General features: G+C 61.1%; 33 protein-coding genes. 13 read left to right on the top strand and 20 right to left on the bottom strand.

Annotated features, from left to right (window positions below):
- Positions 1 to 126 precede the first annotated feature (126 nt).
- On the bottom strand, positions 127 to 921 hold the full coding sequence (locus RL_RS19105) for a response regulator (protein ID WP_003542253.1): 795 nt from the start codon (positions 919 to 921) through the stop codon (positions 127 to 129).
- Between the two features lie 269 nt (positions 922 to 1,190).
- Here RL_RS19105 and RL_RS19100 point away from each other — a divergent pair, with 269 nt between their 5' ends.
- Both RL_RS19100 and RL_RS19095 read left to right on the top strand, forming a co-directional pair.
- The gene (locus RL_RS19100) at positions 1,191 to 1,397 is read left to right on the top strand and encodes a NepR family anti-sigma factor (protein WP_003542250.1); all 207 of its coding nucleotides are present in this window, start codon (positions 1,191 to 1,193) and stop codon (positions 1,395 to 1,397) included.
- Between the two features lie 9 nt (positions 1,398 to 1,406).
- Positions 1,407 to 1,964 carry an RNA polymerase sigma factor gene (locus tag RL_RS19095; protein WP_003542247.1) on the top strand — a complete coding sequence of 186 codons (558 nt, stop codon included), beginning with the start codon at positions 1,407 to 1,409 and terminating at the stop codon, positions 1,962 to 1,964.
- A 256-nt stretch (positions 1,965 to 2,220) separates the two neighbouring features.
- Here RL_RS19095 and RL_RS19090 read toward each other — a convergent pair whose 3' ends face one another.
- The 7 genes from RL_RS19090 to hemP form a co-directional block, all read right to left on the bottom strand.
- Entirely contained in the window at positions 2,221 to 2,622 is a 402-nt protein-coding gene (locus RL_RS19090; RefSeq protein ID WP_011653160.1) for a hypothetical protein, read from the bottom strand.
- Positions 2,623 to 2,631: 9 nt separating this feature from the next.
- Entirely contained in the window at positions 2,632 to 2,976 is a 345-nt protein-coding gene (locus tag RL_RS19085) for a DUF883 family protein (RefSeq protein ID WP_011653159.1), read from the bottom strand.
- A gap of 148 nt (positions 2,977 to 3,124) precedes the next feature.
- Positions 3,125 to 3,919, bottom strand: coding sequence for a heme ABC transporter ATP-binding protein (locus tag RL_RS19080; protein ID WP_041936599.1), 795 nt, complete (start codon positions 3,917 to 3,919; stop codon positions 3,125 to 3,127).
- Between the two features lie 24 nt (positions 3,920 to 3,943).
- Complete coding sequence (locus RL_RS19075; protein ID WP_011653157.1) at positions 3,944 to 5,056, bottom strand: FecCD family ABC transporter permease; 1,113 nt, start codon at positions 5,054 to 5,056, stop codon at positions 3,944 to 3,946.
- A gap of 2 nt (positions 5,057 to 5,058) precedes the next feature.
- Positions 5,059 to 5,988 carry a heme/hemin ABC transporter substrate-binding protein gene (locus RL_RS19070; protein ID WP_011653156.1) on the bottom strand — a complete coding sequence of 310 codons (930 nt, stop codon included), beginning with the start codon at positions 5,986 to 5,988 and terminating at the stop codon, positions 5,059 to 5,061.
- A gap of 11 nt (positions 5,989 to 5,999) precedes the next feature.
- The gene (locus RL_RS19065) at positions 6,000 to 7,049 is read right to left on the bottom strand and encodes a hemin-degrading factor (RefSeq protein ID WP_011653155.1); all 1,050 of its coding nucleotides are present in this window, start codon (positions 7,047 to 7,049) and stop codon (positions 6,000 to 6,002) included.
- A gap of 8 nt (positions 7,050 to 7,057) precedes the next feature.
- Positions 7,058 to 7,240 (bottom strand): hemin uptake protein HemP, encoded by a 183-nt coding sequence (gene hemP, locus RL_RS19060; protein ID WP_011653154.1) that lies wholly within the window; start codon positions 7,238 to 7,240, stop codon positions 7,058 to 7,060.
- Positions 7,241 to 7,417: 177 nt separating this feature from the next.
- Between hemP and RL_RS19055 the strand changes: the two genes are divergently transcribed.
- From RL_RS19055 to RL_RS19035, 5 genes are all read left to right on the top strand, one after another.
- Complete coding sequence (locus RL_RS19055; RefSeq protein ID WP_003542212.1) at positions 7,418 to 7,840, top strand: hypothetical protein; 423 nt, start codon at positions 7,418 to 7,420, stop codon at positions 7,838 to 7,840.
- Between the two features lie 54 nt (positions 7,841 to 7,894).
- Positions 7,895 to 9,214: an energy transducer TonB family protein gene (locus tag RL_RS19050; protein WP_041936430.1), complete on the top strand. Its 1,320-nt coding sequence runs from the start codon at positions 7,895 to 7,897 to the stop codon at positions 9,212 to 9,214.
- A gap of 107 nt (positions 9,215 to 9,321) precedes the next feature.
- Positions 9,322 to 9,729 carry a DUF2325 domain-containing protein gene (locus tag RL_RS19045; protein ID WP_011653152.1) on the top strand — a complete coding sequence of 136 codons (408 nt, stop codon included), beginning with the start codon at positions 9,322 to 9,324 and terminating at the stop codon, positions 9,727 to 9,729.
- Complete coding sequence (locus RL_RS19040) at positions 9,726 to 9,998, top strand: hypothetical protein (RefSeq protein ID WP_011653151.1); 273 nt, start codon at positions 9,726 to 9,728, stop codon at positions 9,996 to 9,998. Before RL_RS19045 ends, RL_RS19040 begins: the two co-directional genes overlap by 4 nt.
- 9 nt (positions 9,999 to 10,007) lie before the next feature.
- Positions 10,008 to 10,322 (top strand): antibiotic biosynthesis monooxygenase family protein, encoded by a 315-nt coding sequence (locus RL_RS19035; protein ID WP_011653150.1) that lies wholly within the window; start codon positions 10,008 to 10,010, stop codon positions 10,320 to 10,322.
- Positions 10,323 to 10,660: 338 nt separating this feature from the next.
- On the opposite strand, the gene RL_RS19030 is transcribed toward RL_RS19035, so the two are convergent.
- On the bottom strand, positions 10,661 to 11,032 hold the full coding sequence (locus RL_RS19030; protein ID WP_011653149.1) for a DUF423 domain-containing protein: 372 nt from the start codon (positions 11,030 to 11,032) through the stop codon (positions 10,661 to 10,663).
- Positions 11,029 to 11,439 (bottom strand): group II truncated hemoglobin, encoded by a 411-nt coding sequence (locus RL_RS19025; RefSeq protein ID WP_011653148.1) that lies wholly within the window; start codon positions 11,437 to 11,439, stop codon positions 11,029 to 11,031. The genes RL_RS19030 and RL_RS19025 overlap by 4 nt, the downstream gene beginning before the upstream one ends.
- Positions 11,440 to 11,607: 168 nt before the next feature.
- Between RL_RS19025 and RL_RS19020 the strand changes: the two genes are divergently transcribed.
- From RL_RS19020 to RL_RS19005, 4 genes are all read left to right on the top strand, one after another.
- Positions 11,608 to 12,171 (top strand): TetR/AcrR family transcriptional regulator, encoded by a 564-nt coding sequence (locus RL_RS19020; RefSeq protein ID WP_003542198.1) that lies wholly within the window; start codon positions 11,608 to 11,610, stop codon positions 12,169 to 12,171.
- Between the two features lie 18 nt (positions 12,172 to 12,189).
- The gene (locus RL_RS19015) at positions 12,190 to 12,531 is read left to right on the top strand and encodes an SMR family transporter (protein WP_003542195.1); all 342 of its coding nucleotides are present in this window, start codon (positions 12,190 to 12,192) and stop codon (positions 12,529 to 12,531) included.
- Positions 12,532 to 12,722: 191 nt separating this feature from the next.
- On the top strand, positions 12,723 to 13,508 hold the full coding sequence (locus RL_RS19010) for a ThuA domain-containing protein (protein WP_011653147.1): 786 nt from the start codon (positions 12,723 to 12,725) through the stop codon (positions 13,506 to 13,508).
- 9 nt (positions 13,509 to 13,517) lie between these two features.
- Entirely contained in the window at positions 13,518 to 14,561 is a 1,044-nt protein-coding gene (locus RL_RS19005) for a Gfo/Idh/MocA family protein (protein ID WP_003542190.1), read from the top strand.
- A gap of 94 nt (positions 14,562 to 14,655) precedes the next feature.
- Here RL_RS19005 and RL_RS19000 read toward each other — a convergent pair whose 3' ends face one another.
- The 7 genes from RL_RS19000 to RL_RS39990 form a co-directional block, all read right to left on the bottom strand.
- Positions 14,656 to 15,051, bottom strand: coding sequence for a DUF1236 domain-containing protein (locus RL_RS19000; protein WP_011653146.1), 396 nt, complete (start codon positions 15,049 to 15,051; stop codon positions 14,656 to 14,658).
- A gap of 120 nt (positions 15,052 to 15,171) precedes the next feature.
- Entirely contained in the window at positions 15,172 to 16,281 is a 1,110-nt protein-coding gene (locus RL_RS18995) for an ABC transporter permease (protein ID WP_011653145.1), read from the bottom strand.
- Position 16,282: 1 nt separating this feature from the next.
- Positions 16,283 to 17,410 (bottom strand): ABC transporter permease, encoded by a 1,128-nt coding sequence (locus RL_RS18990; RefSeq protein WP_011653144.1) that lies wholly within the window; start codon positions 17,408 to 17,410, stop codon positions 16,283 to 16,285.
- The gene (locus RL_RS18985; RefSeq protein ID WP_011653143.1) at positions 17,407 to 19,152 is read right to left on the bottom strand and encodes an ATP-binding cassette domain-containing protein; all 1,746 of its coding nucleotides are present in this window, start codon (positions 19,150 to 19,152) and stop codon (positions 17,407 to 17,409) included. The genes RL_RS18990 and RL_RS18985 overlap by 4 nt, the downstream gene beginning before the upstream one ends.
- A complete protein-coding gene (hlyD, locus tag RL_RS18980; protein WP_011653142.1) occupies positions 19,149 to 20,162 on the bottom strand; it encodes a secretion protein HlyD in 1,014 nt (337 codons plus the stop codon). The genes RL_RS18985 and hlyD overlap by 4 nt, the downstream gene beginning before the upstream one ends.
- The gene (locus RL_RS18975; protein WP_011653141.1) at positions 20,159 to 20,860 is read right to left on the bottom strand and encodes a CerR family C-terminal domain-containing protein; all 702 of its coding nucleotides are present in this window, start codon (positions 20,858 to 20,860) and stop codon (positions 20,159 to 20,161) included. Before RL_RS18975 ends, hlyD begins: the two co-directional genes overlap by 4 nt.
- A 313-nt stretch (positions 20,861 to 21,173) precedes the next feature.
- Positions 21,174 to 21,464 carry a hypothetical protein gene (locus RL_RS39990; RefSeq protein WP_162039356.1) on the bottom strand — a complete coding sequence of 97 codons (291 nt, stop codon included), beginning with the start codon at positions 21,462 to 21,464 and terminating at the stop codon, positions 21,174 to 21,176.
- 157 nt (positions 21,465 to 21,621) lie between these two features.
- On the opposite strand from RL_RS39990, the gene RL_RS18970 reads away from it, so the two are divergent.
- Positions 21,622 to 22,008 (top strand): hypothetical protein, encoded by a 387-nt coding sequence (locus RL_RS18970; RefSeq protein WP_011653140.1) that lies wholly within the window; start codon positions 21,622 to 21,624, stop codon positions 22,006 to 22,008.
- Between the two features lie 45 nt (positions 22,009 to 22,053).
- On the opposite strand, the gene RL_RS18965 is transcribed toward RL_RS18970, so the two are convergent.
- Complete coding sequence (locus RL_RS18965; protein ID WP_011653139.1) at positions 22,054 to 23,070, bottom strand: NAD-dependent epimerase/dehydratase family protein; 1,017 nt, start codon at positions 23,068 to 23,070, stop codon at positions 22,054 to 22,056.
- 280 nt (positions 23,071 to 23,350) lie between these two features.
- On the opposite strand from RL_RS18965, the gene RL_RS18960 reads away from it, so the two are divergent.
- Positions 23,351 to 24,307 carry an endonuclease/exonuclease/phosphatase family protein gene (locus tag RL_RS18960; protein WP_011653138.1) on the top strand — a complete coding sequence of 319 codons (957 nt, stop codon included), beginning with the start codon at positions 23,351 to 23,353 and terminating at the stop codon, positions 24,305 to 24,307.
- A 37-nt stretch (positions 24,308 to 24,344) separates the two neighbouring features.
- Here the strand turns inward: RL_RS18960 and RL_RS18955 are convergent, their stop codons facing one another.
- Together RL_RS18955 and RL_RS40210 are read right to left on the bottom strand one after the other, a co-directional pair.
- Positions 24,345 to 24,650, bottom strand: coding sequence for a hypothetical protein (locus RL_RS18955; RefSeq protein WP_041936598.1), 306 nt, complete (start codon positions 24,648 to 24,650; stop codon positions 24,345 to 24,347).
- Between the two features lie 118 nt (positions 24,651 to 24,768).
- Positions 24,769 to 26,196: a mannose-1-phosphate guanylyltransferase/mannose-6-phosphate isomerase gene (locus RL_RS40210; protein ID WP_041936597.1), complete on the bottom strand. Its 1,428-nt coding sequence runs from the start codon at positions 26,194 to 26,196 to the stop codon at positions 24,769 to 24,771.
- Positions 26,197 to 26,233: the final 37 nt, after the last annotated feature.

The following is a 26,233-nucleotide window of genomic DNA, read 5'->3' as shown; positions in this document are numbered from 1 at the left end:
CTTCCAGACACCGCCTGCCAACTCTAGAACAAAGCGCTGCAAAAACCGTTAAAGCCACCGGAGCGTCCCGGTAGCACCGGAACGCCTGCTTTGGCGATTTGGTTCCGAAGGACGGAAAATTGCGTCTCAGGCGGCTACTCTGGTCGATTCATTGAAGAAAAGAGCTTGGCTGATCAATGCCTTGACCATGTCGGGATTGAACGGCTTGGTGACAAGGAAAGTCGGTTCCGGGCGCTCGCCGGTCAGAAGCCGTTCCGGGAAGGCGGTGATGAAGATCACCGGTACGCTCGACGTCTTGAGGATGTCGTTGACTGCGTCGATACCGGAACTGCCATCGGCAAGCTGGATGTCAGCCAGCACCATGCTGGGCTTGGTCTTGTTGTAAAGCGCCACGGCCTCGGCATGCGTACGGGCAATGCCGGTGACGCGATGGCCGAGGCTCTCGACCATCTGCTCGATATCCATGGCGATCAGCGGTTCGTCCTCGATAATCATGATATCGGTTGCGACCTGACGGGAAATCTCCTGCGACGCGACGTCGAGCAGATGCATGACATCCTGTTCTTCGGTTTCCAGAATTTCGGCGATTTCGGCGACGCGGAAATTCTCCACGGAGGCGAGCAGGAAGGCCTGACGGGCGCGCGGCGAAACCTTGGAAAGGTTCAGCGTGGCACGCTGCTCCCAGGCATAGGGCGAGGTCGGCTCTGGAATCTGGACTGCGGTGGAACCAAACAGTTGCGTGAACAGTTTGTAGAGTGCGACCCGGTCATTCGCCGTATCCGGGAAAATCGACAGATCGGCGATGATGGCTTCGAGAACGGCGGCGACATAAGCGTCGCCCGAAGTCTGAGTGCCGGTAAGGGCGCGGGAATAGCGGCGCAGATAAGGAAGGTGCGGCGCAATCCGAGTAGAAAGTGTCATTAATGGGCTCCTGCATACAGGCCGGCATTGGCTTCAATGAGCGGTTAACGTCGCCTTGATAAAAAAGTTCCGGAACGGCAGGAACTTTTTTCGTCGCGCCGCATTATTCCAGCCGACGAAGAAAGGGCGTAGCGTTTTGACCCATGCAACGGCAAATGCCAGCGACATCGACAATGGAACGTTCGATGTCGATGGTTGAAATCGTTTTTGATCCCATCCACGCCCCTCGACACGCCCCTCGAACAGACAACCGGCGAGAAGACGAATTGATGACTACACGCAAGAAAGAAGCAGCCGATCAGCGAAAGCTGGAGCTGCGGGCAAGCGACATCCTGGACCCGAACAACCAGATCGGCGTCAGGCTCCGGTCGCTTTATTCGGCCGCACAGGATGAGGCGATTCCCGATCGTTTTCTCGACCTTCTCGAAAAGCTCGACCATGCTGAAATGATGGCTTCTGCCAAGATGGCCGAATAGGATCGCCGCATGGAAGACAAATCGCAACCCAGCTTCAAGCGGGAACTGCTGGCGGCACTCCCAAGCCTTCGCGCTTTCGCAATCTCGCTCATCGGGCGGCACGACCGTGCCGACGATCTCGTCCAGGACACCATCATGAAAGCCTGGGCCAAGCAGGATCATTTCGAGATGGGCACCAATATGAAGGCCTGGCTCTTTACGATCCTGCGCAACGAACTCTACAGCCAGATGCGCAAGAGCGGCCGCGAAGTGCAGGACAGCGACGGGCTGTTCACCGAATCTATGGCGATGCACCCCTCGCAATATGGCGCGCTCGATCTGCAGGACTTCAAGAAGGCGCTCGACCAGCTGCCGCCGGATCAACGCGAGGCGATCATCCTCGTCGGCGCCTCGGGTTTTTCCTATGAGGAGGCGGCCGAAATCTGTGGCTGCGCCGTGGGCACCATCAAGAGCCGCGTCAACCGAGCTCGCCAGCGGCTGCAGGAGTTGCTGCAGATCTCAGGCGAGGCTGATTTCGGCCCCGACGCCACCTCGGCGCCGCTGACATCGAAGGCTTTCGCGTTCTGACAAGAGTCATATTTGGGAGGAAAGCCGGCCGCCCCTCGGGGCGCCGGCTTTTTGCGCTTTTCGGTTATGCCATTGATATGATTGGGTGTATTCGCCCCTCATCCGGCTGCCGCCACCTTCTCCCCGCAAGCGAGGCGAAGGGACATGTCGCACCCTCACCGTTCCCACCTCGCTCTCGCAGGGCACGTTCCCTCTCCCCGTTTTTACGGGGAGAGGGTTAGGGTGAGGGGCAGCCGTTTGCTGCACGTCTCCTCAATCAATCCTCGCGCTTTGACCCTACCAGATTGGCTGCGACGATTGCTGCCAGAACACCGGCAGTCAGGAGCGGCTGGGCGCGGATAAGACCGAGCCCCACCGTTGCCAGCGATTCGAGCGACGCACGGCGTTCACGGGCGCGGCGTGCTTCCCGGGCGTTGATGATCGACATCGCCACCAGGGCGATGATGGCGATCAGCAGCGCGCAGGCGGCCAGGAAGAGAGCAGCGCCGACCGGGCCGTAGATGCCGGCGAGCCAGATGGCGCCGGCGGTGACAGCCAGCGCGTAGGCGGTAAGAAGGAAGAGCACGGCAAGCGCAATGAAGATGCCGTTGCGCTTGGCGCGCGCAACGGTCCGGTGCACGCTTGCGCCCGTCAGCAGGCTGAGGATCGGTAAGATCATCGCGCTTCCTCAGCGCCGGGCGAGGAAGGCGATGGCAAGGCCGAAAGCGGCCACGGCGCCGATGGTTGCCAGTGGGTGCTTGCGCACGGTCTCGCGCATTTCCGTTGTTCCACGCTCATAGCCGTGCTGCAATTCGCGCAGCAGATCCTCGCTGCGGCCGAGCAGTTCCTCATAGCCGGCACCGGCCTGGCTACGGATTTTCTCGCCTTGATGGCGTGAGCTCTTGCCGACGAGGCGCGTCAGTTCCGCGAGTTCGTTGCGCAGTGCCTCGATCTGCTCCTCGATCCCGGATTCCAAATTGTGGAAGGTGCCGTTGCGGCGGCTGCGGCCGGACTGGAAGATAGAATAGCTCATGGCTGTCTCCATTGGCTGGGGCGCGCGCAAGCCCGCCTATTTCGCACGAGGGTCACCACCGTCCGTTGCATGAATGATATCGCCCGGCATTGACCCAGATCACTGCCGACAACGTGCCGGGCGATCAAAAGTTCCGCTCGCGCAGTGCTCAGGGGCGGGAAATGGCGCTGTGGGCGAGCACGAAGGGCGTGCCATCTGATGGTACCTGGTTGATGCGCAGCGCGCAGCCGAACACCGCGAGCATCGTTTCGTTCGTCAGCACTTCGCCGATGCTGCCGGCGGCGGCGAGGCGGCCGGATTTCATCAGCACGATGCGGTCGGCAAAGAGCGCCGTCAGGTTGAGATCGTGCATGACGGCGATGACACCGCCGCCGCGTTCGCAGAAATTGCGGGCGAGCGTCATGATGGTCAACTGGTGGCTGATGTCGAGGCTCGAGACCGGCTCGTCGAGCAGCAGCCAGCAGGGCTTGCCGTCGACGATGGGCTCGGCGATCTGGCAGAGCACGCGGGCAAGCTGCACACGCTGCTGCTCGCCGCCCGAGAGTTCCTGATAGAAGCGGCCTTCGAAGCCGGTCAAGTCGACGGAGGCAAGCGCTGCCGCCGCCGTCTGCTCGGCCTTGTCGGGATGCAGGTTGAGACCTGACGTCAGCCCCATACGGACGATCTCGCGCACGGTAAAGGGAAAGGAGATAGTGCTTGCCTGCGGCAGCACGCCACGAATGGCGGCAAGCTGCCAGGGTTTCAGCCCCTTCACCTCGCCGCCCCCGATGCGCACCGAGCCGCCATAGGCAAGTTCGCCGGAGATAGCTTTCATCGTCGTCGTCTTGCCGGAGCCGTTCGGCCCGGCAATCGCCGTAAGCTCGCCGGCTCTTGCCGTAAAGGCGACGTCGCTGATGATGGTTTTGCCGGAAAGGCGCACGGAGACGCCGGAAACTTCGATCATCTCAATGTCGCTCACAGGGGGCACTCACAGGGCAAGGCGCGAACGCTGCCGCAGCAGGATCCACAGGAAGAACGGTCCGCCGACCGCCGCGGTGATGATGCCGATCGGTAGTTCGGCGGGGGCGACCAGGGTGCGCGCCAGGACATCCGCAAAGATCAGCAAAGAGCCGCCGAGAAGAGCTGCGGCCGGCAGCAGGAAACGATGGTCGGGGCCGATCGCCATGCGCAGGATATGCGGCACGACGATCCCGACGAAACCGATGCCGCCGCTGACGGCGACGGATGCGCCGGTCGCCGCAGCGACACCGACGATCGCGACATTCTTCAGCCGCTGCACCGGAACGCCCATATGAAAGGCGGCGGCCTCGCCGAGCGTGATGGCATTGAGGCCGCGAGCCATGAAGGGCAGGGCGGTGAAGGACAACAGGATGATCGGGCTGGCGGCGGCGATCTTCGTCCATGTGGCGCCGGCAAGCGAGCCCATGCTCCAGAAAGTCAGGTCGCGCAGCTGCTGGTCGTTGGCCATGTAGATCAGCAGTCCCGTGATGGCGAGGGCGAGTGCGCCAAGCGCGATGCCGGCAAGCAGCATCGTCGCGACCGAGGTCTGTCCGTGACGGGTGGCGATCCTGTAGAGCAGCAGCGTCGTGACGAGGCCGCCGCCGAAGGCTGCCGCCGGCAGAGCGTAGATACCGAGTAGCGCCTCGAGTGGAGCTGCGAGGCCGCCGCCGAGCACGATCATCGCGACCGCGCCGAGGCTTGCGCCGGAAGAGACGCCGACGAGGCCGGGATCGGCCAGCGGATTGCGGAACAGGCCCTGCATCACCGTGCCGGAAACGGCCAGCGAGGCGCCGATCAGGAAACCGAGGATCGCCCTGGGCAGGCGGATATCGAAGATGATGATCCGGTCACGTGTGCTGAGCGCCGCCTCGGAGCCGGCCATGTTGCTGATGACGTCGAGGATCGAGGCATCCGAGGCGCCCGTCGTCACCGAAAACAGCATCGAAAAGACCGAGCCGACGACGAGCAGCGCGATCGCCAGCAAGGCGAGCGGCGTCCTGTCGCCCGCCTGCCTGATTTCGCGGATGTCGGCCATCGGGAATCGTCGCCTTTGTTCCATCATGGCTTGCGGCAGGGCCATGATCAGCCCCCGTAGATCGCCGTGTTGAGCTCGCGCGCGGCGGCTGCGGTGCGCGGGCCGAAGCCGAGCAGGTAGACGCCATCCATTCGGATGATCGCTTTTTTCTCGCCTGCCGGCGTCAGCGCGATCGCCGGCTGAGCCAGCAGGTCCTCGTTCTTGGTGCCGGCGCCGTCGCCGCGATTCATCATCAGGATGATGTCGGGCTTGGCTTCGATGATCGCCTCGTCCGTCAACGGCTTGTAGCCCGGGAATGCGCCGACGGCGTTGATGGCGCCGGCGAGCTTGACGATGCCATCGGCGGCCGTGCCGGTCCCCGATGCCATGATCCGGCCGTTCTGGGCGCTGAGGATGAAGAGAACGCGCTTGCGCTCGGCCTCCGGGCGCTTTTCGGCATCGGCGATCGCCGCGTCGAGGTCGGCCGCGACCTTTTCTTCGAGCGCCTTTGCCTTGTCGGGCACGCCCAGCAGCGTGCCGACACGGTCGATCTTGGCGATGATGCCGTCACGGGTAAAGGCGCTCGGCACGGTCTCGAAGGGCACGCTGGCATTCTTCAGCACAGCCAGCGCTTCCTGCGGGCCTGAACCTTCGACGGCGATGATCGCCGTCGGGTTCATGGCGAGGATGCCTTCCGGTGAGAGCGCACGCATGTAGCCGACGTTCGGCAGCTTCAGCGCAGCCTCCGGATACATGCTCGTCGTGTCGCGGGCGATCAGCCGGCTTTCCTCGCCGAGCGCATAGACGATTTCGGTGATGTCGCCGCCGACCGAAACCAGGCGCGACGTGTCGAGCTTCTTTTCCTCGGCGTGGGCGGCGCGGATAAAGGCGAAGCCTTCGACGGTCGGCGCCGTCGGGATCAGCGGCAGCGCCATGATGGCCGCCGTCAGGGCCAGTTCCCAAGGGCGGATCCGGCGCAGATTGTTACGCATCGTCATCGTTGCGATCCTTATGCGGCCACGCTCGCTGCCCGCGGCAGGTTTTCCATGATCTCGCGCCACTCGGTGCGTTCGTCGGAGCCTTCCTTCCGCTTGCCGAAGAACTGGATGATCATCTCGCCTTCGGCATTGTAGGCCTCCAGCGAGGTGACGTGGCCGTCCGTGGTCGGCTTGCGTACGGCCCAGGTCTCGGCGATGTGATCCTGGCGCAGATGCAGGTGAAAGGTCGGGTCCATGATATTGATCCACGGACCCATCGGCTGCACGTTGAAGATCGGGCCGGAATGGATCTGGACGATGCCGTTATTGGCGACGAAGCACATGATCGGCAGGCCGGATTTCACCGAGGCATGCATCATGTCTGCCGTCGCGCTGTTGTCGAGCTTCCAGGCATAGTCGTCGCCGACGGTGCGCACGGCCGCCTGGCGGCCGATCTTCAGGCGCTTCAGCATGCCGAAGAACTCATGCGTATCGGTGAGCTTGCTCCAGTTGTCGCGCAGTTCGTCGCGGTTGACGTCGGCGGTTTCATCGACGGCATTTAAGGTCTCAGCCTCGACAAATTCCTGCGACTGGTCTTCCAGCTTCAACTCGGCGACGATCGCGTGATAGGCCTCGACATTCGAGCTCGGGCGCAGATGCACCTTGTGCACCGCGTTGCCCGCCTTATCGAAATATTGCAGGCTGAGGCGCTCCTGGTCACCATCCTTCTTGGATACGGCGAAACCATGCTCCCAGCGGCTCGGGAAGATGCGCAGATCGATATTCTCGCCTAGAACGATCGCGGCCTGCGCGCCGCTCTTGATGTTTTCGAAGACACCGATCTTCTCGTGAACGGCACTTTCGTTGCGCGACAGCGCCATTACTTCGCCGAGGCCGGCCACGCGCTCGAGAAGCTTCAGCGCACTGCCATCGATTCGGGTCACGCTGATGCCTGTTTCGGCGGCGACGAGGGCTGCCTCGGAAATCTGCAGCTGGGCGGCGATATCACGCTCGCGCATTTTCGGATTCTCGGCGCGAAACGCACGGATTTCGGCTGGCGCCGGTCTTGTCTGTTCGGTCATGTCCTACCCTACTTATTGAGAATGAGCTTGCCCTGACGGGTGATCTTCAGGCGATAGACCAAGCCGTCATGTCTTATCATGATCTCGTTCGTGCCGCGGAAAAGATCCGCGCTTTCGACGATCCGGTGCTGCGCCGCAGGCTCGCTCTGCAGCGGCACGTGCTTAAAGCTATCTGGCTTTTCAACCATCATTTCGGTTGGCAATTCCATAAGGCCGGTGATCAGGGGTCCCCGGTTGTGATGACAATTATCTTGACTTTCTTACTCATAGTTTTTTAAAGACGCAATAGGAGACAAATACAGTCAAGTTTTTGAGATTGCTGATATGAGGCCGCCTGGCGGCGGTTCGCGACAATGGCGGAGAAGATGATGACGGGTAGGTTTGCGGCTGTTGCAGCCGGCATGGTGATGGCGGTTTCAGGCATTTGCCAGGCGCAGGATGCGGCAACCGCCAAGCTGGATGTCGAACTCAACGCTCTGGCGCCATCGCAAAAGGGCTGCATGATGACTTTCGTCGCCGAGAACAATCTCCAGACCCCGATCAACAAGATCTCCTTCGAGCTTGCCTTTTTCAACGACAAGAATGCCGTCGACCGCATCACCGTGCTCGACTTCCGTGATCTGCCGCAGGGCAAGAAGCGCGTGCGCCAGTTCGATATGCCGAATGTGAAGTGCGAGACGGTCACCCGCATCATCATCAACGACACGCCGGTCTGCGACGGTCCGGCGGCCGGCGAATGCATGAAGGGTCTCGTCACCCGCTCGCAGATTTCGGTTCCCTTCGAGGGCTAAGAATACGCCGGGAATGAATCCCGGCGGGCATGTCCAGACTGTCCGAGGCATAAGATGGCAATTTCAGCGAAGACCAGATCGAGACAGGTGCTCATCGGGGAGCCGGACGCTGACGGCGGTCTGAACGATAACAACATGCATCCCGGCCACGAGCTTTCCGACCTGCGCAATGTGCAGCGGCAGCCGGCCGGTGAGGCGGTGGTCCACTACGCGCGCTTCGCACAGATCTCCTCCTTTCCCGATCATCCGGAAACCGAACCGACAGCCTCTGTCCCTGCGCCGCCGATGGATGCAGCGGTGGAAAAGCAGGAGGACGAGAAGGCGCCGGTGCGGCGGCGGGTGGTGTTGACCTGCGTTTGTTCGCTAATTTTCCATATGACCTTGGCTGCGGTGTTGCTCATTGCCTTCCCAAATGCTCCGGAAGAGGCGATCGAGGAAGCGGGCGAAGCCGTGAGCGTGGTGATGTACGGCAACTCGGATATCGACCAGACTGCTGCCGGCGAGACCGAAGTCACGGTGCAGGAAGAAATCATTCCGGAGGCCGTCGAACCGGATAAGATCCAGCCGACCGAAGCGGCGGAACTTCAACTGGAAACCGTTCAGCCGACCGAAGTCGCGCCGGTCGAGACCCAGGATACCGTCCAGCAGGCTCCTCCTCCCGAGGTGACGCGCGTCTCGCCCGAAACCGTCACCGCTGCGGAGCCGGAGGTTCTCGTTTCCGAAGTGCCGGCTGAAACTGCTGTAGCGCAGCCGATGTCGACCGTCGTTCCGGAAGAGCAGAAACCTGCTGAAGAGGTCCCTCCGGAAGTTCAGCCATCGGAGGTGCCGCCTGTCGCTGCTGCCGAGCCCGAAGAGGTGAAGCCCGTCGAAACGGCGGAAATCCAGCCGGAGCCGGAGGTGCCGCAGGAGATCGTGACGCCGACGCAGAAGCCGAAGGTGGTGGCGCAGGAAAAGCCGAAGCCGGTCGAGAAGAAGCGCCCGCCGAAAAAGGCTGCCGGTTCGGAGGGTGAGGCGCAGCAGGATTCTGAACGAGGTGTCGCCGAAGGTAACGCGACGGCTCAATCGGATAGCAATTCGCGTTCGGCCGGCAATAACGACGGGATCGGAACGGCAGCCAATGCCAATTACGACGGAAAGGTTCGTAGTCGCATTCGTCGTTCAATCAGAACACCTCGTGGCGTCGAGGGAACCGTGGTCGTCTCGTTTTCAGTGAATGGTAGCGGCGGCTTGACTTCGGTTCGCGTCACACGCGGTTCCGGCGTGCCTGAAATCGACCAACTCGCCGTCGAGGCTGTTCGGCGCGCCGCACCATTTGGCCCGACGCCCGGTGGGAGCGGGAGAAACTTCACCTCCTTGCCAATCACAGTGAATTAATATGATAAAAACAATCAACTTTATACTTTACTCTAAAAATCAAGTTTAATAAGGTCCACCCGCACACGCAGGAATCGTGTGACGATCAACGAGCGAACGGGTGGCATATGGCTCGCAAGGGCAAGAAGGGTTCGAACCGGGAGGTCCGTGATAGCACGGGCGAGGACGCCGGTCAGGCATCCTCCGGGCGATCCAAACTGGATGGCCGCAGTTTCCTTTATGTCGGCGGTCGTGACTGCCAGGTGGCGCATCTTCGCCAGATCGCCAGCAATTTCGGCGCTGAGCTCATCCACCATGATGGCGGTCTGCGCGAAGCGGTTTCCCGCATCGATACTCTGCTTCCCTCGGTCGACTGCGTCTTCTGCCCCATCGACTGTATCAGCCACGATGCCTGCCTGCGTGTGAAGACCGGCTGCAAGAAGTTCAGCAAGACCTTCATCCCGCTTCGCAACGGCAGCAAGTCCAGCCTGGAGCGTGCGCTGCAGACGATGAACGAACGAGACAATTCCCGATGAACGACCAGCGTCCCGACGGCTTCACCATGATCGGCCTGCATAAGCTCGCCGCGCAGACAGGCGAGGGCCTCGTGCCCGAACTTTACGAACTTTTCCAGCAGCATGCCGAACGCCAGCAGATCTACCAGAATGTGACGCTGTTCCCGACTTGGGAAGCGCGCATGCCCGGGGAAGCGACAACAAGACCGCTTGGCCCAGCAGTGGCAAACGGCGATAATGTTCTCGCCTTTCCCTTGCGTTCTGCCAGGGCGGGCAAGAGGAAGGCGTAAGGAGATTTCATGTATATCGCAATGAACCGCTTCAAGGTTGCAACCGGGAGCGAAGGTGATTTCGAGACGGTCTGGCGCAGTCGCGATTCCAGCCTGCCCGAGGTGCCCGGTTTCGTCGAATTCCGCCTGTTGCGGGGCAAGGTCAACGACGAGGAAGGCTATACGCTCTATTCCTCGCACACGGTCTGGAAGAGCGAAGCTGATTTTCAGCACTGGACGAAGTCCGAGAGCTTTCGCGCGGCGCACCGCAATGCCGGCGATCACAAGGCGATCTACAAGGGGCCGCCTGTTTTCGAAGGCTTCAATGTGGTCGATGGGATTTGAGTTCTGTTGATGCGTTTTTCGCCCTCCTGTTTGGTGTGAAGGACAGGTGAGGCTTGCTCCCTCTTCTCCCCAGCGGGGAGAAGGTGGCCCGAAGGGCTGGATGAGGGGGCCACACGGCACAACATTCATGTTGCCCTTCACTCGCGGTCCGTACATTCGCGGCTTTGCCGCTCACCCCCTCAACCGCCTGCCGGCACCGACCGGGTTCGAGCCACGGGTCTCGACCCGTCCTTCGGACCCCGCTGGGGAGAAGAGACGTGTGGCGGCGTCTTCGCCCTCCTTCTCCGTCGAGTGAGAAGATCGGAGCTGCTCGTTGAGCAACGCTCCGAACCGTCGTCTCAAGTCCTGACGCGTAGAACCGCGCCTGCCGCAATGGCCAGCCAGCCAAGCATCATTGCCCAGCCGCCGGTCGGCGCGGCGTAGGGGAAGAGGCCAGAGCCGGAAAAGCGCAGGGTGACGAGATCGCCCGCAAAAAGCAGCGTTCCGGCAATCATCAGCAAACCGGCCAGCCAGGCGGTTCTGAGCCTGGTGTTGCCGAGAGCCAATGCCAGCAGGGCAGGGGCGTGGGCAAGGCACATGGCAGATGCGGATGCCGCAAGATTGGCCTCGCCGCCGCCATGGGCAGCAAGGGCGGCAAGCGCCACGCCGGCTACGCCAAACAGGCCGGCAAAGAGATAGAGCACCGGCTCCAGACGCGCGTTCAAGCTCATGGTTGTTCCTTGTCGTCAGGGGCCTTGTTCTGCATGTGATAGGCGAGCCGTTCGACCGGTGCCCAGATGAGATCGCGCAGCTCCTGGCTCGATATCGTCTCGTCCAGGGCGCGGCGAAAACAGAGCAGCCACTCGTTGCGCTCGACAGGGCCGATCTCGGCGACGAAATGGCGGCTGCGCAGACGCGGATGGCCGCGCTTGTCGGTATAGAGCGGCGGGCCGCCGAGATAACCGGTCATATATTCGTAGAATTTCTCTTCGCTGCCCTCAAGGCTCGGCGGGTGCACGGCCCGCACGTTGCTCGCCTCCGGCAGCCTGTCCATCAGTTCGTAGAAGCGGTGCGTCAGCGCCCGCACGACAGGATCGCCGCCGATCGCCTGATATAAGGTGGTGACCTTTTCCGTCACGAAACCATCCCCATTGCCTCAACCATTCCCCGGCCTCTTCATGCACCGGTCGGAAAATGATCGCAACTGTCATCAAGTTGCCGCGGCATTTCGCGCATAATGCCGGCACGGCAGGGGTTGCGCCCGATTCTCCTTGACAAAACCGTCCGGACGGTATCTTTTATCTGCATGTCGAACGCTCATCATCGCAAGAAACAGCCCGTGCTCGTGCGCCAGCAGTTGCTGGAGGTCGCCGCGCGCCTTGCTGCCAGCGACGGCATGGCGGCCGTCACGCTCGATGCGGTTTCCGCCGCGTCCAGCGTCAGCAAGGGAGGGCTGCTGCATCACTTCCCGACGAAGAATGCGCTGCTCGATGCCCTTTTCGAGAGCCTGCTCGAAAAGTTCGACGCCGATATAGAGGAACTGATGCGCGGCGATCCGCTGCCGCAGGGCCGCTTCACCCGCGCCTATCTCAGGGCGGTATCCGGTCTCAAGGAACGTCCCGACGATTCCAGGAGTTGGACGCAGGTGACGATCGCGCTTCTTGCCGAGCCCCGGCTGCGTCTTCGCTGGCGCCAATGGGTGCAGGCGCGGGCCGAGGAATATATCGGCACCGATTCCTCCCTCGACGCACAAGTCGTGCGCTTCGCCGCCGACGGACTTTGGTTCGCAGATACGTTGGAAAGCCATGATATCAACGGCGTTCTGAGGCGCGATCTCATCGATCGCCTTGTCGAACTGACCGGCAGGTAATTCGAAAAGGAATCCGCCATGAGCCAGGCCGCCGTCTACGGGCTGCTGTTTGCAGCCATCGTGCTCGAGGTCATCGGCACGACCGCGCTGCAGCTGTCGCAGCAGTTTACCCGCATCGGGCCGACGGCACTCGTCGTCGCTTGTTATGCGGCCGCCTTCTATTGCCTGTCGCTGACTCTGAAAAGCATCCCGGTCGGTATCGCCTATGCGATTTGGAGCGCTTTGGGAATCGTGCTGATTTCCTCGGTCGGCCTGGTGTTTTTCAAGCAGCGCCTCGACCTGCCGGCAATCGTCGGCCTTGGGCTGATCATATCGGGCGTTATGGTCGTCAATCTGTTCTCGAAATCCGTTTCGCATTGATATTGCTGTGATATTGGCAGGTGGTCTCTCCGCCTTCGGCCGATAAATTTTCCCCTTTGTCAAAATACTGACAAAGGTCTATGTGTTCCTTGGACGTGGAGGAGACGAGGCGCAGCCAGCGCTGTTTTCCAAAGCGCTTTGAATCCTGCTTACCCGCCTATCGATATTTCCAGGTTCTACAGGAGCACATCATGGCCATTCGCACCGTCGTCTGGGGAGAGAATATTCACGAGACTACCAATGAGATCGTCCGGGGGATCTATCCCGAGGGCATGCACACTACGATCGCCAATGCGCTGAACACCGATCCAAGTATCTCGGCGACGACAGCGACGCTGCAGGAGCCGGAGCACGGCCTCAGCGAAGCCCGTCTTACTGAGACCGACGTCTTGACCTGGTGGGGCCACAAGGATCACGGCGCGGTCTCCGATGTGGTTGTCGAGCGTGTCGCCAAGCGCGTCTGGGAAGGCATGGGCCTGCTGGTGCTGCATTCCGGCCATTTCTCCAAGATCTTCAAGCGGCTGATGGGCACGCCCTGCGCGCTGAAGTGGCGCGAGGCGGGTGAGCGCGAGCGACTGTGGACGATCAACCAGCGCCATCCGATCGCCGCCGGTATCGGCGAGCATTTCGAGCTTGAGAACGAGGAAATGTACGGCGAGCAGTTCTCTGTGCCGGAACCGCTCGAAACGGTGTTCATCTCCTGGTTCCAGGGCGGCGAAGTGTTCCGCTCAGGCCTGACCTGGCGCCGCGGCGCCGGCAACATCTTCTATTTCCGCCCCGGCCACGAGACCTATCCGACCTATCATGACGTCAATGTCCAGAAGGTGCTGATCAACGGCGTGAAGTGGGCCTATAATCCCGAGGGTGCATGGAAGAGCATTACCGATGCTCCAAATGTGCCGGTAGAAAAAGCACTGGAGCCGATCGTCGAACGCGGCCCAAGACTGCACCAGGCCGGCGAAGCCGGTTACCGCTGAGGAGCACCCATGCGACTACTCGTTCTTGGCACGGGCGTGATGGCGAAAAACCAGCTCGCCCGCTTCCCTCTCATCGACGGCGTGACGGTGGTCGGCGCCGTCGACACCGATCCCGAGCGGCTTTCGGCCTTCGCCGACAAGTTCAACATCGAAAAGCGGTTTCTTTCGCTGGAGGAGGCGATCGCCTGGGGTGAATTCGATGCGGCGACAAATGTCACGCCCGACCGCATCCATCACCCGACGACGATGGCGCTGATTGCTGCGGGCAAGCATGTGTTCTGCGAAAAGCCGCTGGCGGAGAACTATGCGAAGGCGCTGGAGATGACGGAGGCGGCCGAAAAGGCCGGCGTCATCAACATGGTCAATCTCACCTATCGCAACGTCGCGCCGCTGCAGCGCGCCCGCGAGATGGTGCTCGCCGGCGAGCTCGGCACGATCAGACATGTGGAAGCCTCCTATCTCCAGAGCTGGCTGGTGTCGCGTGCCTGGGGCGACTGGCGCACGGAATCGACCTGGTTGTGGCGGCTTTCCACCGGCCACGGTTCGAACGGCGTGCTTGGCGACGTCGGCATCCATATTCTCGATTTCGCCGCCTATGGCGCGGCGACCGACATCGATCACGTCTTTGCCCGGTTGAAGACGTTCAACAAGGCGCCGGGCGGCCAGATCGGCGAATATCTGCTCGATGCCAATGACAGCTTCACCATGTCCGTCGATTTTGCCAACGGCGCGCTCGGCGTCATCCATGCCAGTCGCTGGGCGACAGGGCATCTGAACGAGTTGAAGCTGCGCATTTATGGCGAGAGGGGCAGCCTTGAGGTCATCCATCGTCCCAGTGGTTCCGAGCTGCATGGCTGCCTCGGCGAGGATGTCGAAACCGCCACCTGGACGAAGATCGAGGTTGAACCGGTGGCGACCAACTACCAACGTTTTGCCGAGGCCGTGGCAAGCGGCATCCAGCCGGACCCGAACTTCCGCCACGCCGCCAACCTGCAGAAGGTGCTCGACCTTGCGATGGTGACCGAGCGCGAGCGGCGCGAGCTGAAGGTCTGATCCGCCCGATCAAACAGCACGACCGCCGTCCTTTCGGGGCGGCGGTTTTCGCTTAGAGAAGAAAGGGTCCCGGAGGCGGACCCTTTCTTCCTGTTTATTCAATCACCTGCACCACACGGTGGGTGCGGGGTTCGACAATCACGCGTTGGTTGTTGATGACCGTATAGGCATATTTCGGATTGTCAGGCACCGGCGTCACGATGACGTCTGCCGGAAGCGGCTTGCCAACGACGATCGGTTCCTGGATGACCACGGAGGCGGTCGGAGCCGGCTGCTGCTGGACATAGGTGACGACCTCGCGCGGTGGCGGATCGACAACGGCACCGGCGACACCACCGGCCACACCGCCAATGGCAGCACCCACGGGGCCGCCGACGATTGCGCCGGTGATGGCGCCACCGGCAGCACCGGTGACCGCTCCGTCAGCCAGCGCATTGGTGGCGAGCGACGACAGCGCAAGGGCGCTGGAGACAAGTAGGATCTTGTACATTTTGCTTCTCCTTTGCTGGGGTTGCGCTTGGGTAACGACCGCGCCAATCCGAGGTTCCGGCAGGAGAGAGTCACGCTTTGGAAGGCCGGTTCACATTCTGTGAGGCGGCCGAAGCATTGGTTATTCCAGCCGCCGGCGGAAGAGCCAGGCTGCGGCGCTGAGCGTAACAGTGGCGATCAGCGCCAGCGGAATCGTCTGGTTCACGACCTCGCTCGGCGGAACATCCTTGAGGAAGACGCCTTTGACGATGACCAGGAAATAGCGCAGCGGATTGACTGATGTCACCGGCTGCAACCATTCCGGCATGTTCTCGATCGGTGTCGCGAAGCCGGAGAGCAGCATGGCCGGAACCATGAAAAGGAAGGCGCCGAGGATCGCCTGCTGCTGCGTCATCGATAGCGCCGAGATGAAGAGGCCGAGGCCGGCGACCGAACCGAGATAGAAGATCGCGCTGCCGTACAGCAGGAATAGCGAGCCGCGCAGCGGCACCTCGAAGAGGAAGACGGCAGCCAGGATATAGACGGTGATATGGAAGAGGCCGATCATCATCGGTGGAATCAACTTGCCGATCAGGATCTCGTGCATACGCAGCGGCGAGACCATCAGTTGGTCGAAGGTGCCAAGCTCGCGCTCGCGGGCGATCGACAGCGCGGTGACGATCAGGCCGATCAGCAGTGCGATGCTGGCGATCAGGTTCGGCACCATGAACCATTGATAGGTCAGGTTCGGGTTGAACCAGTTGCGCGGCACCGTCGAGACGATGTCGGCGCCGGCACGTTTGCCGGCCGGCGTCTCGGCGGCGAGGGCGACGCCGATCTGCGAGAGATAGCCCGCGACGATCTGGGAGGCGTTGGAGCGGCGGCCATCGAGCACCACCTGCAGGTCGGCCGGCGCTCCCGCCTCAATATTGCGCGAAAAGTCCGGGCCGATCTCAACGGCGGCAATGGCCGTCTGGTTGTCGATCGCCACCCGGACCTCCGCCTGGCTTCCTGCAATCTCGATTTTCCGGAAGGTCGGCGAGCCATCGATGCGCTCGATCAGTTCCTGGCCCCAGTGACCGCTGTCGCGGTTGAGGATCATCACGTCGACATTGCGGACTTCGAGCGTCGCCGCATAGGAGAAGACGAGAAGCTGGACGATCGGCGGGCCGATCAGGATGGCGCGGCCCTTTGGATCACGCAGAACGGCGAGCAGTTCCTTGACGATCAGGGCGTAGAGCCTTGTCCACATCTCAACCGATCCTCTTTCTGGTGCTGCGGGCCGCAAGCACGAACATGATGGCGCCGATCGTCAGCATCACGCCGATCGCCTGCAGAAACATCGGCCAGATGTCGCCGGCCAGGAACACCGTCTGCAGGCTGGGGATCAGGTAGCGCGCCGGCACGATGAAGGTGATCCACTGGATCACTTCAGGCATGGAATTGATCTCGAAGAGGAAGCCCGAAAGCAGGAAGGCCGGCAGGAAGGCCGAGATCAGCGCCAGCTGCGAGGCGAGGAACTGGTTCTTCGTGGCCGTCGAGATCAGCAGGCCCTGGCCAAGCGCCGGGATCAGGAAGGCGGCCGACAGCGCGTAAAGGGCGGCGACGGAGCCGCGGAACGGCACGCCGAAGAGAAAGACCGCAAGCAGCACGCAGAGCGTCATCGAGGTGAGGCCGAGCAGGAAATAGGGCAGGATCTTGCCGGCGAGCAGTTCGACCGCCGTCACCGGTGTCGCCATCATCGCCTCCATCGTGCCGCGCTCCCATTCGCGGGCGACGACGAGCGAGGTCAGAAGCGTGCCGACCAGCGTCATGACGATGGCGATCGAGCCGGGCACGAGGAAATTGCGGCTGGTCAGTTCGGGATTGAACCAGAAGCGCTGCTCGACCGAAATGGCGGGACTATGGGAGGCGACGTCCGCCTGCCTCTGCCGCTCCCAGTTGGCAACAGTGCCTTGGGCGTAATTCTGCACGAAATTCGCTGTGTTCGGTTCGGAGCCATCGACGATCACCTGGATATCGGGCCGGTTGCCGGCGGTGTAGCGCGTGGTGAAATCGGCGGGGATGACGACGATGCCGCGCAGCTTGCCGAGCACGAGGTCTTCCTCGAACAGACGCCGGTCGCGGCCGATGGCCACATCGAAATAGCGCGAGGCCTGGAAACTGGCCGACAGATCCTGCGTCAGCGGCGTCATCTCCTCGGTCACGAGGCCGATGCGGGTGCGGGTGGTATCGAGCGAGACGCCGTAGCCGAAAAGAAAGAGCAGGATCAGCGGCAGCACGAAGGCGATGAGGATGCTGCTCGGATCGCGGATCGCCTGGAAGCTTTCCTTGCGCACGAGGGCCAAGAGACGTCGCATTCGGCCGGAAGAACTGCTCATGCTGCATCCTCCTTCTCGGATTGCTGCACCAGGGCGATGAAGGCATCCTCCATTGTCGGGTCGGGCAACTCCTTCGTCGCGACGCGGGCCTTCAATTCATCGGGCGAACCGAGCGCGATCGAGCGGCCGCGATAGATCAGCGAGATGCGGTCGCAATATTCGGCCTCGTCCATGAAATGTGTGGTGACGAGCACCGTGACGCCCTTTTCGACCAGTGCGTTGATATGCGTCCAGAATTCGCGCCGGGTGATCGGATCGACGCCGGAGGTCGGTTCGTCGAGGAAGAGGGCGCGCGGCTCGTGCATGACGGCGCAGGCGAGCGCCAGGCGCTGCTTCAGGCCAAGCGGCAGGTCCTTGGCTGGCTGGCTGAGATGGCGGCCGAAGTCGAAGATGCTGGCCATCAGATCGATGCGCTCGCGCCGGTGTCTTCCGCGAAGGCCATAGACGCCGGAGAAGAATTCGAGGTTCTGCATGACGGTCAGATCGCCGTAGAGCGAGAATTTCTGCGCCATATAGCCAAGCTGGTTGCGGGCCTCGGCGGAATCGCGGCGAAGGTCGAAACCGGCAACGCGGCCTTCGCCGCCGGTCGGCTTCAGCAGGCCGCAGAGCATCTTAAAGGTGGTGGATTTGCCGGCGCCGTTCGGGCCGAGCAGGCCGAAAATTTCGCCGCGGCGGATATCGAAGCTGATATTGTCGGCAGCGGTGAAATCGCTGAAGCGCTTGGTCAGCCCCTTGGCCTCGATCACCGGCCTGATGTCGTCGCCTTTCGTCGGCTCTTGCGCCTCGGCCAGTCTCGATCGGCCGCCAGGACCACCACCCAGCATGTCGATGAAGGCATCCTCGAAGCGCGGCGGGGCAGGGGTGAGCGTTGCGCCATCGCCGGCCGAGCCGATATCCGGTTTCCTGTCCTTGGCGGCGACGAGGCGGATCGCTTCGCCCTGGATCACGCCGTCGATGACGCCATCGGCCTGCAGAAGCCGGGCGAGCACCTGCCGGCGGCGCCCTGTCATGCCCGAGACGCGGAAAACCCGGTCGTTGACGCGGCCGGTCATGTCATCAGGTTTTCCCGAAAACAGCAGCTTTCCCTGGTTCAAGAGCAGCACATGGTCGCAGGCTTCAGCCTCGTCGAGATAGGCGGTCGACCAAAGGACGCCGATGCCTTCCTTCGTCAGGTTCTCGACCATCTTCCAGAGATCGCGGCGCGAGATCGGATCGACGCCGACGCCAGGCTCGTCGAGCAGCAGCAGCCGCGGCTTCTTCAGAAGCGCGCAGGCAAGGCCGAGCTTTTGCTTCATGCCGCCGGAAAGCTTTCCGGCGAGCCTGCCGGTGAAGCGCTTGAGATCGGTGAAGGTGAGCAGCTCGTCGAAGGCGCTGGCGCGTTCGCTCTTCGGCAGGCCGCGCAGATCGGCATAGAGATCGAGATTTTCCTGCACCGAAAGGTCCTCATAGAGACCGAAGCGCTGCGGCATGTAGCCGATCGCAGCCTGGATGCCGGCGGGGTTCTTGCGCGTGTCGAAGCCGAGAACCTCCATCGTTCCCGTGTCGGGCAGCATCAGGCCCGTCATCAGGCGGATCAGCGTCGTCTTGCCGGCGCCGTCAGGGCCGACCAGACCGGTGATTGCGCCGCCGCCGATCATGCCGGAGACAGCGTCAAGGGCGGCTGGCGAATCGCCGAAGCGCTTGGTGACGCCGTCGATCCGGACGAGCGGCTTGTCGCCCCGGCCGGTCTCGGCGGCGGTCATTGTCCGCCCGCCGTCGGCGTGGGAAAACGCACGGTGACCGGCATGCCCTGGCGCAGATCCGGGCCGGGCTTGTCGATGACAACACGCAGGCGATAGACGAGGTCGGTCCTCAGTTCCGGCGTTTCCACCGATTTCGGAGTGAATTCGGCAACCGGCGAGATGAAGCCGATCGTGCCTTCACAGGGTTTGTCGGGCGCCGTATCGGAGGTGACGGCAACCTTCATGCCGGGATGGATGCGGCCGAGATCGGGTTCGGCGACATAGGTGCGCACCCAGACGGGTTCTGTCAGCGACAACACGAAGACGGTGTCTGCCGGCGAGACGATCGCGCCATTCTCTCTGACGCGGGAGAGGATGACGCCGTCGTTTGGCGCGCGCAGTTCGGTATCATCAAGCGAGGTGCGGGCGGAGGCAAGCGTTGCCTGCGCCGCCTTCAACTGGGCGGCGGCTACGGCGATATCCTCAACACGGGAGCCTTCCAGCAGCAGTTTCAACGCCTCGTTGGCGGAGTCGGAGCGTGCGGCGGCCATGGCTCTCGCAGCGGTCGCCTGATCAAGGCTTGCCTCGGAGATCGTGCCCTGCGGGCGCAATTGGCGGGCGCGGTCATAGGCGAGGTTGGCATTGCGGAGATCGGCGATACTTTCGTCATAGGCGGCGCGCGCCTGGGCAATCTCTGTCGGCCGCGGACCGGCCTTCAGCTTGTCGAGCGTTGCCTGGAGGGCTGCGACATCGGCTTCGCCCGAGCGGACCGCGAATTCATAGGGTGCTGCATCGAGCTTTGCCAGAACCGTTCCAGTTTTGACGACGTCGCCTTCGTCGGCATGGAGTTCGGCGAGACGGCCGCTGACGCGGAACCCGAGCGAGACCTGACGGATATCGACATTGCCGTAAAGGACGAATTCGCGGCTGGCCTCAGGCAACCAGCCGAGCTTTTGGGGCAGGGCGTACCACCAGGCAGCAGCACCTGCCGCAACGAGAAGAAGGATGGCGATGGGAAGGATGCGTTTCATGCTGCGCCTCCATTCAGCGGGCCGATGGCATCGACCAGCTCTGCAGCCAGGCCGCGCACGGTTTCCACCTGTTCCGGGCCGACGCCGTCCCACTCCATCTGGGCGAGCACGGCTGCATGGGCGACGCGAAAGACGAGGATGCTGCCGAGAAGGGTGAAGGTGCGCAGGCGCACATGTTCCGAGGCGGGATCCTCATGAAGGATGGCGCCGATCAGCCGCCGGCCCATCTCGATCATCGGCCGCATGAGTCCCTGATAAATCCGTGTGAAGGCTTCTGTCGGCTCCATCTGCTCGCGGATCAGGAAGCGCGCCCAGGATTCGGACTCCTTGCCGACGAACAGCGTCACCATGGTCTGCAAAATCTCGGTCAGGAAGTGGCGAGCCTCCGCTTCACCAAGCGGTTTGCCTGCAGCATCGAGTGCCAGCAGATGCGCGCCGACGCGCGCCCTCATGTCACCGACATGCGTATTGATCCGCATCATCAGATATTCGGCGGTGGCGATGTAGAGACCTTCCTTGCTGCCGAAATAATAGGGGATTGCCTGCAGGTTGACGCCGGCCGCTTCCGTGAGCTGGCGCGTCGAAGCGCCGTCGAAGCCATAACGGCCGAAGACGTCGAGGGCGGCGGACAGCATCTTCTGACGCGCGATCTCGGCACGGGCGGAGGCCGGTGGCTGGTTGTCGTGTTCTTGGGTCATGATAGTTTTATAACGCCAATAGAGAAATAAGTCAATCGATTGATATATTTTGAAAGCAGATGTTATCGACCGATGCCTTTGCTGATACAAAGGCAAGAACGTGACATCGCTCATGGCTGGACGCGTGATCTGATTAGGGATGAGATATGCCGTTCAGCGGTTCAGCGTCAATTCGGATCAGGGCGATCTCAGCTGTTCTGGAAAACGTTCGGAAACAAGGCAAAGAGACCCGTGGGAACGGGTCTCTCAGGGTACCAAGCCTCGGGGTCGGCTGCTAACAGGCAGCGATACAATATCGCTAATTTTCACGACACTAATATGTCTTGTGCCGACCGGCCGCAAAACAAAAAAAGCCGCCACTTTTTCGTGATCCCTGCGGCACTGTTTTGACACAAAACTGCCTTGCTCTTTCCGTATCGCCGGTTCGATGCGTATTCAGATCTATATTATCGCACTGTTGCTCAGCGCCATCATGTGGTCGATCTCGTTCGATGCGGCGCGCGAATCCTATCATGCCGCGCAAAGCGCGGGAGTGATGCCGAACCTGCACATCAACAAGAAGCTGGATCGCATTTTGTAGACTGCGATACAGCGTCCAGGTCATTGCCGATTTTGCATTCCTAGCCAGCAGCCGGGACCTATTTCCTTATGCGTTCCGAGCCCTTCCGGACAGAAAATCAAATTTCGTAAAATTTGACCGATCCGCTTAAAAGCCCTGAAAATACTGATGTGTAGAGTGGTCTCATGAAAGCGACCGAAGCGTGGACAGACGCATCGATCGTTTGGAGCCGGGCAAACCGAAAGCCCGCCGATCCGCAAACGGGGACTTCGACATGCACAGAACTTTTGCCGCCATCGCCTTGAGCCTGACCATCACTGCCGCTGCCGAGCCGGCATTCGCCATCGGCCCAGCCAGCCTTGCCCGCGACCTGATGTACACCTCCGCCATCGGCCATTCGCCCGAGGTTCCGTTGACGACCCGCGCCGGTTTCGTGCGCCCTGGCGTTCCGTTCGTCCTGCGCAGCCCGGCCGAGATCGAAGGCGAGGGTTACCGGCTCAAGACCTATTCGCAGAGCCTGACCGTTGTTGTCGACTACGTGTTTTCGACGGCGGTCGAGGCCGTACAAGCGGTTGCGTTTCTCCGCTGACACCTGGCTAGATTCTAGGTCGATCCGGCCTCGAATCATCCTGATCTAGGCGTCGAGTTCGCTGCGTACGTCGAGATACCAGTCGACGAAGGCCTTGACGCCGACATCCAAGGTCGTATCCGGCTTGTATCCGGTCAGCGCGACCAGCAGATCCGGGGCTGCGAAGGTGCGCGGCACGTCACCCTTCTGCATTGCCAGCATCTTGCGAATGGCAGGACGGCCGAGCGCCTTCTCCACCGTTTCGACGAAATCCATCAGGCTGACCGGCTGGCCGCCACCAATATTGACGACACGGAAGGGCGCCTGGCGCGAGAGCGTTTCGACAGCCGTGTTTTCGAGGCGATTTTCCTCGGACGGGACGACCGCCGATAGCCTGACGATCGCCTCGATGAGATCGTCTATATAAGTGAAGTCACGGCTCATGTTGCCTTCGCCGTAGATCTCGATCGGCTGGCCTGCAAGCATGTTTTTGGTGAATTTGAACAGCGCCATGTCGGGCCGGCCCCATGGGCCATAAACGGTGAAAAAGCGAAAAGCCGTGGTTGGAATCTTGTGAAGATGGGCATAACTGTGCGCCATCAGTTCCATCGATTTCTTCGTCGCCGCATAGATGGTCAGCGGCTCGTCGGCGCGATCGGTCTCGCGAAAGGGGACGGTCGCATTGGCGCCATAGATCGATGATGTCGAGGCCAGCATCAGATGGCGGATTTCGACGCGCCGCGCGATTTCCAGGATGTTCCACGAGCCTTCGACGTTCGAACGGAGATAGGCCTCTGGATTTTCCAGGCTGTAGCGCACGCCGGCCTGTGCGGCCAAGTGGATCAGAATGTCGGGCTTAGCCGCCAGAACAGCCGCTTCCAGCGCTGGACGGTCCTCGAGCATCGCGATAACGGGTTTGAAGGCCGGAAACTGGGAGAGTGCGGCATGGCGCATCTCCTTGAGCTTGACGTTGTAATAGGGAGTGAGGCCATCAAAGCCTGTGACGTCATGCCCTTCCTGCAGCAGGCGCCTGGCCAGATGAAAACCGATAAAGCCGGCAGTCCCTGTAATGAAGTAGCGCATTCCCACCTTTTCTCGGCTCCCGCCGACGGCAAAGAGCCGATTCCGTATCAAGTGACCCCACTTACAAGATAAAAAGAGGCCGAGTCGATAGGTCTTTGAAAGAGAAGGTCACAGCGCTGTCTCTACTGTCGGCGGCCTGCCCGCCGCTGCCTTGCTTGATGAGGGCAAGACCATCGATATCGTCTGCCGGTTAGCCGCAACTCTCGGCCGTCATGCTGCGTTGCAACATGATTGCTTGCATGTTATGGCCGGCCGGTCGTCTCCAAGCAGGTCCGGATCGATGAGAGATATAATTTATTGGATTCTCTGCGCGTTTCTGACCGTTGCCATCGCGATCGTGTCGTTACGCTATGTCACGAACTTCTGGCTTCTGTCCTTCGTCTACAGCTTTCAGGTTCACCTCGGCGTCGTGTTTGTCGCCGCCAGCCTGATCATTCTGGCCATCAAGAGACAGATTTACGGCTTCGTCCTTTTGCTTGCCTCGCTTCTTCTCGTCGTTCACGGCGTCATCATGCTGCGCGAGTTCTCGGAGGGCGACAGAGGCACCGACAGGCAGCCGCTTTTTCGTCTGATGTCGTTCAACATCGCGATCGACAACTGGAAAAACTCGACTGAAATCACGGACATGGTGATCGCGTCGAATGCCGACGTCGTCAATCTGCTCGAAGCCAAGCCGCTGACGTTTCACCTGCAGCAATTGTTCAAGGCCTATCCCTACCATATCGGCTGCGATGCCGGGAAGGATACATGCGATACGCTGGTGCTGTCCAAACGCCCGTTCGTCAGCCGGCAGGTCGCAAGCATGGGCAGCCTGCGAAAAAACAGGCTCGTTATGGCAAGCGTCAGCTTCGGCGGGGAGACCATCAATCTGGTTTCGGCGCACCTGACCAAACCATATTTCGACGACTTCCAGATGGCTGAATTGGAAGATCTCGGCAAAGCGCTTGGCTCGATCGACGGCCCGTTGGTGCTGTCAGGTGATTTCAACTCCTCGGCGATCGCCCCGAGCATCCAAGCTTTACTGCGCGAGCAGAAGCTGAAAACGATCACGCCAGAACCGGCAACATGGCCGATCGGCGCCGGCGCGCTCGGGATCGCCATCGACCACATATTTGCGCGCGCGCCGCTTCATCTGACATCGCTGAAACGTCTTGAAGATAACCTCGGCTCGAACCATTCGGGTCTGATCGCCGACTTCGTTCTCGACAAGGGTGGCGAAACTTCATCGACAAAATGATTTTGCCTGGGCAGGGAAATCTTGCCGGGGCCACAAATCAGAATTTGGTTCGGCCACCTTTTTTGTCGATCATCTGAAAGGTCTTGCCGTCAGTCTTCACGTTGACGCAATCGGTCTTCTTGCTGGGGAACAGGACGCACACCTGGCCATTGGTTATCTTGTAGCCATTCTTATTGCCGTCGCGATATTCGTAGCCGTTCTTGCTTTCTTTCAGTTCGGACGTACCGGGCAGGTGCTGGCGAATTTCCGACTCGTTCGCGGTTCGCATGCTTGCCGTTTCGGCAAACGCCATTCCCGGCAATATGATTGCAAGAAATCCGGCGAGGACGGGCAAGGTACGCATCATGGGGATATCTCCGGTCATGTCTGTCGGTACATCCATTCTACGAGAACCCCAAGAGGAAATTCAACAGCGAGGATGGTCGCGCCGGAAAGGCCCGACCATCGCTCCGGCTGCGAGTTTACGTTCTTCCAAACTCATCGACGATACGGATGATGTCGTCCTCGCCGAGATAGGAGCCCGTCTGAACCTCGATGAGCTCGAGAAGAATCTTTCCGGGGTTGGCGAGGCGGTGGACTTCGCCCAGCGGAATGTAGACGCTTTCGTTCTCGCGCAGCATACGCACGTTCTCGCCGACCGTCACCTCAGCCGTTCCCTTGACGACGATCCAGTGTTCGGAGCGATGGTGGTGTTTTTGTAGCGAAAGCTTCTTGCCCGGCGTGACGAAGATGCGCTTCACCTGGAAGCGATCGCCGTTGAAGATGGAGGTATAGCCGCCCCACGGGCGATAGGATGTCGGATGGGTTTCGGCGAATTTCGCAGTGGCGGAAGACGAGGCCAGCATTTTGACCAATTGTCCAACATTCTGGCTGTCTTTGAGCGGCCCGACATAGACGGCGTCCTCGCTGGCGATGACGGCGACATCCTCCATGCCCTGGACGGCAAGATGCACGCCATGGGTCATGACGAGCGAGTTGCGGGTATTGACGACGGTGGTGTTTGCAGCGGCGACATTGCCGTTGTCGTCGCGTGTGCCTGATTTCCAGACGGCATCCCAGCTTCCCATGTCCGACCATTTGAACGGCGAGGGGACGACGGCGGCCTTGGAGGTCTTTTCCATGATCGCGTAGTCTATGGAGATATCGGGGCTCTTGGCGAAATGGTCGGCGTCGAGGCGGGTGAAATCAAGGTCTCGGCTTGCCTTCGAAACGGCCTTGCTGGCCGCCTTCAGCACATCGGGTGCATATTCCTGCAGTTCGGCGATGAGTTCCGTCACCGGGAACATGAAGATGCCAGAGTTCCAGTAGAAGCCGCCGTCGGCGAGCATCTGCTCGGCTTTCTCGAGTGCCGGCTTTTCGATAAAGCGCTTGACCTTGTGCGCACCGTTTTTGAGCGCGTCGCCGATCTCGATATAGCCGTAGCCTGTCGCCGGCTCCGTCGGAGTGATGCCGAAAGTCACGAGCTTGCCGTCGGCTGCGGCATCGCGGGCGATGCGGATGCAATCGAAATAGGTCTCATCGGCCAGGATCTCGTGATCCGAGGCGAGCATCTGGATGATGGTGTTCTTGCCGAAGAGCTCGCCGGCAAGCGTAGCGGCGGCGGCCACCGCTGCCGCGGTGTTGCGGGCAACCGGTTCGAGCAGTACGGCGGCGAGCGGGATGGTGAGCGCGCGGGCCTGCTCGGCGACCAGGAAGCGGAATTCCTCATTGGTGACGACGATCGCGGCTTCATAGAGATCCGGATTGGAAACGCGGTCGAGGGTCTCCTGAAACAGCGTCTTGTCACCGACGAACTGGATGAACTGTTTCGGTGCGGTGGCACGGGAAAGCGGCCAGAGCCGGGTGCCTTTGCCGCCGGCCATGATCACGGGAACGATTTTCTGCGTCATAGGCGGGTTCCTTGAAAAAAGCGTGTTCGTCGCATGT

The organism is Rhizobium johnstonii 3841 (genome assembly GCF_000009265.1).
GTDB classification, from domain to species: Bacteria; Pseudomonadota; Alphaproteobacteria; order Rhizobiales; family Rhizobiaceae; genus Rhizobium; species Rhizobium acaciae.
The sequence above is the reverse complement of the archived record's forward strand: the minus strand, read 5'-3'. Positions and strand labels throughout refer to the sequence as shown.

Coding starts and splice junctions, on each gene's coding strand:
- RL_RS19105 (WP_003542253.1), bottom strand. CDS start 921: ATGACACTTTCTACTCGGATTGCGCCGCACCTTCCTTATCTGCGCCGC.
- RL_RS19100 (WP_003542250.1), top strand. CDS start 1,191: ATGACTACACGCAAGAAAGAAGCAGCCGATCAGCGAAAGCTGGAGCTG.
- RL_RS19095 (WP_003542247.1), top strand. CDS start 1,407: ATGGAAGACAAATCGCAACCCAGCTTCAAGCGGGAACTGCTGGCGGCA.
- RL_RS19090 (WP_011653160.1), bottom strand. CDS start 2,622: ATGATCTTACCGATCCTCAGCCTGCTGACGGGCGCAAGCGTGCACCGG.
- RL_RS19085 (WP_011653159.1), bottom strand. CDS start 2,976: ATGAGCTATTCTATCTTCCAGTCCGGCCGCAGCCGCCGCAACGGCACC.
- RL_RS19080 (WP_041936599.1), bottom strand. CDS start 3,919: ATGATCGAAGTTTCCGGCGTCTCCGTGCGCCTTTCCGGCAAAACCATC.
- RL_RS19075 (WP_011653157.1), bottom strand. CDS start 5,056: ATGGCCCTGCCGCAAGCCATGATGGAACAAAGGCGACGATTCCCGATG.
- RL_RS19070 (WP_011653156.1), bottom strand. CDS start 5,988: ATGACGATGCGTAACAATCTGCGCCGGATCCGCCCTTGGGAACTGGCC.
- RL_RS19065 (WP_011653155.1), bottom strand. CDS start 7,049: ATGACCGAACAGACAAGACCGGCGCCAGCCGAAATCCGTGCGTTTCGC.
- hemP (WP_011653154.1), bottom strand. CDS start 7,240: ATGATGGTTGAAAAGCCAGATAGCTTTAAGCACGTGCCGCTGCAGAGC.
- RL_RS19055 (WP_003542212.1), top strand. CDS start 7,418: ATGACGGGTAGGTTTGCGGCTGTTGCAGCCGGCATGGTGATGGCGGTT.
- RL_RS19050 (WP_041936430.1), top strand. CDS start 7,895: ATGGCAATTTCAGCGAAGACCAGATCGAGACAGGTGCTCATCGGGGAG.
- RL_RS19045 (WP_011653152.1), top strand. CDS start 9,322: ATGGCTCGCAAGGGCAAGAAGGGTTCGAACCGGGAGGTCCGTGATAGC.
- RL_RS19040 (WP_011653151.1), top strand. CDS start 9,726: ATGAACGACCAGCGTCCCGACGGCTTCACCATGATCGGCCTGCATAAG.
- RL_RS19035 (WP_011653150.1), top strand. CDS start 10,008: ATGTATATCGCAATGAACCGCTTCAAGGTTGCAACCGGGAGCGAAGGT.
- RL_RS19030 (WP_011653149.1), bottom strand. CDS start 11,032: ATGAGCTTGAACGCGCGTCTGGAGCCGGTGCTCTATCTCTTTGCCGGC.
- RL_RS19020 (WP_003542198.1), top strand. CDS start 11,608: ATGTCGAACGCTCATCATCGCAAGAAACAGCCCGTGCTCGTGCGCCAG.
- RL_RS19015 (WP_003542195.1), top strand. CDS start 12,190: ATGAGCCAGGCCGCCGTCTACGGGCTGCTGTTTGCAGCCATCGTGCTC.
- RL_RS19010 (WP_011653147.1), top strand. CDS start 12,723: ATGGCCATTCGCACCGTCGTCTGGGGAGAGAATATTCACGAGACTACC.
- RL_RS19005 (WP_003542190.1), top strand. CDS start 13,518: ATGCGACTACTCGTTCTTGGCACGGGCGTGATGGCGAAAAACCAGCTC.
- RL_RS19000 (WP_011653146.1), bottom strand. CDS start 15,051: ATGTACAAGATCCTACTTGTCTCCAGCGCCCTTGCGCTGTCGTCGCTC.
- RL_RS18995 (WP_011653145.1), bottom strand. CDS start 16,281: ATGTGGACAAGGCTCTACGCCCTGATCGTCAAGGAACTGCTCGCCGTT.
- RL_RS18990 (WP_011653144.1), bottom strand. CDS start 17,410: ATGAGCAGTTCTTCCGGCCGAATGCGACGTCTCTTGGCCCTCGTGCGC.
- RL_RS18985 (WP_011653143.1), bottom strand. CDS start 19,152: ATGACCGCCGCCGAGACCGGCCGGGGCGACAAGCCGCTCGTCCGGATC.
- hlyD (WP_011653142.1), bottom strand. CDS start 20,162: ATGAAACGCATCCTTCCCATCGCCATCCTTCTTCTCGTTGCGGCAGGT.
- RL_RS18975 (WP_011653141.1), bottom strand. CDS start 20,860: ATGACCCAAGAACACGACAACCAGCCACCGGCCTCCGCCCGTGCCGAG.
- RL_RS39990 (WP_162039356.1), bottom strand. CDS start 21,464: ATGACCTGGACGCTGTATCGCAGTCTACAAAATGCGATCCAGCTTCTT.
- RL_RS18965 (WP_011653139.1), bottom strand. CDS start 23,070: ATGCGCTACTTCATTACAGGGACTGCCGGCTTTATCGGTTTTCATCTG.
- RL_RS18960 (WP_011653138.1), top strand. CDS start 23,351: ATGAGAGATATAATTTATTGGATTCTCTGCGCGTTTCTGACCGTTGCC.
- RL_RS18955 (WP_041936598.1), bottom strand. CDS start 24,650: ATGCGTACCTTGCCCGTCCTCGCCGGATTTCTTGCAATCATATTGCCG.
- RL_RS40210 (WP_041936597.1), bottom strand. CDS start 26,196: ATGACGCAGAAAATCGTTCCCGTGATCATGGCCGGCGGCAAAGGCACC.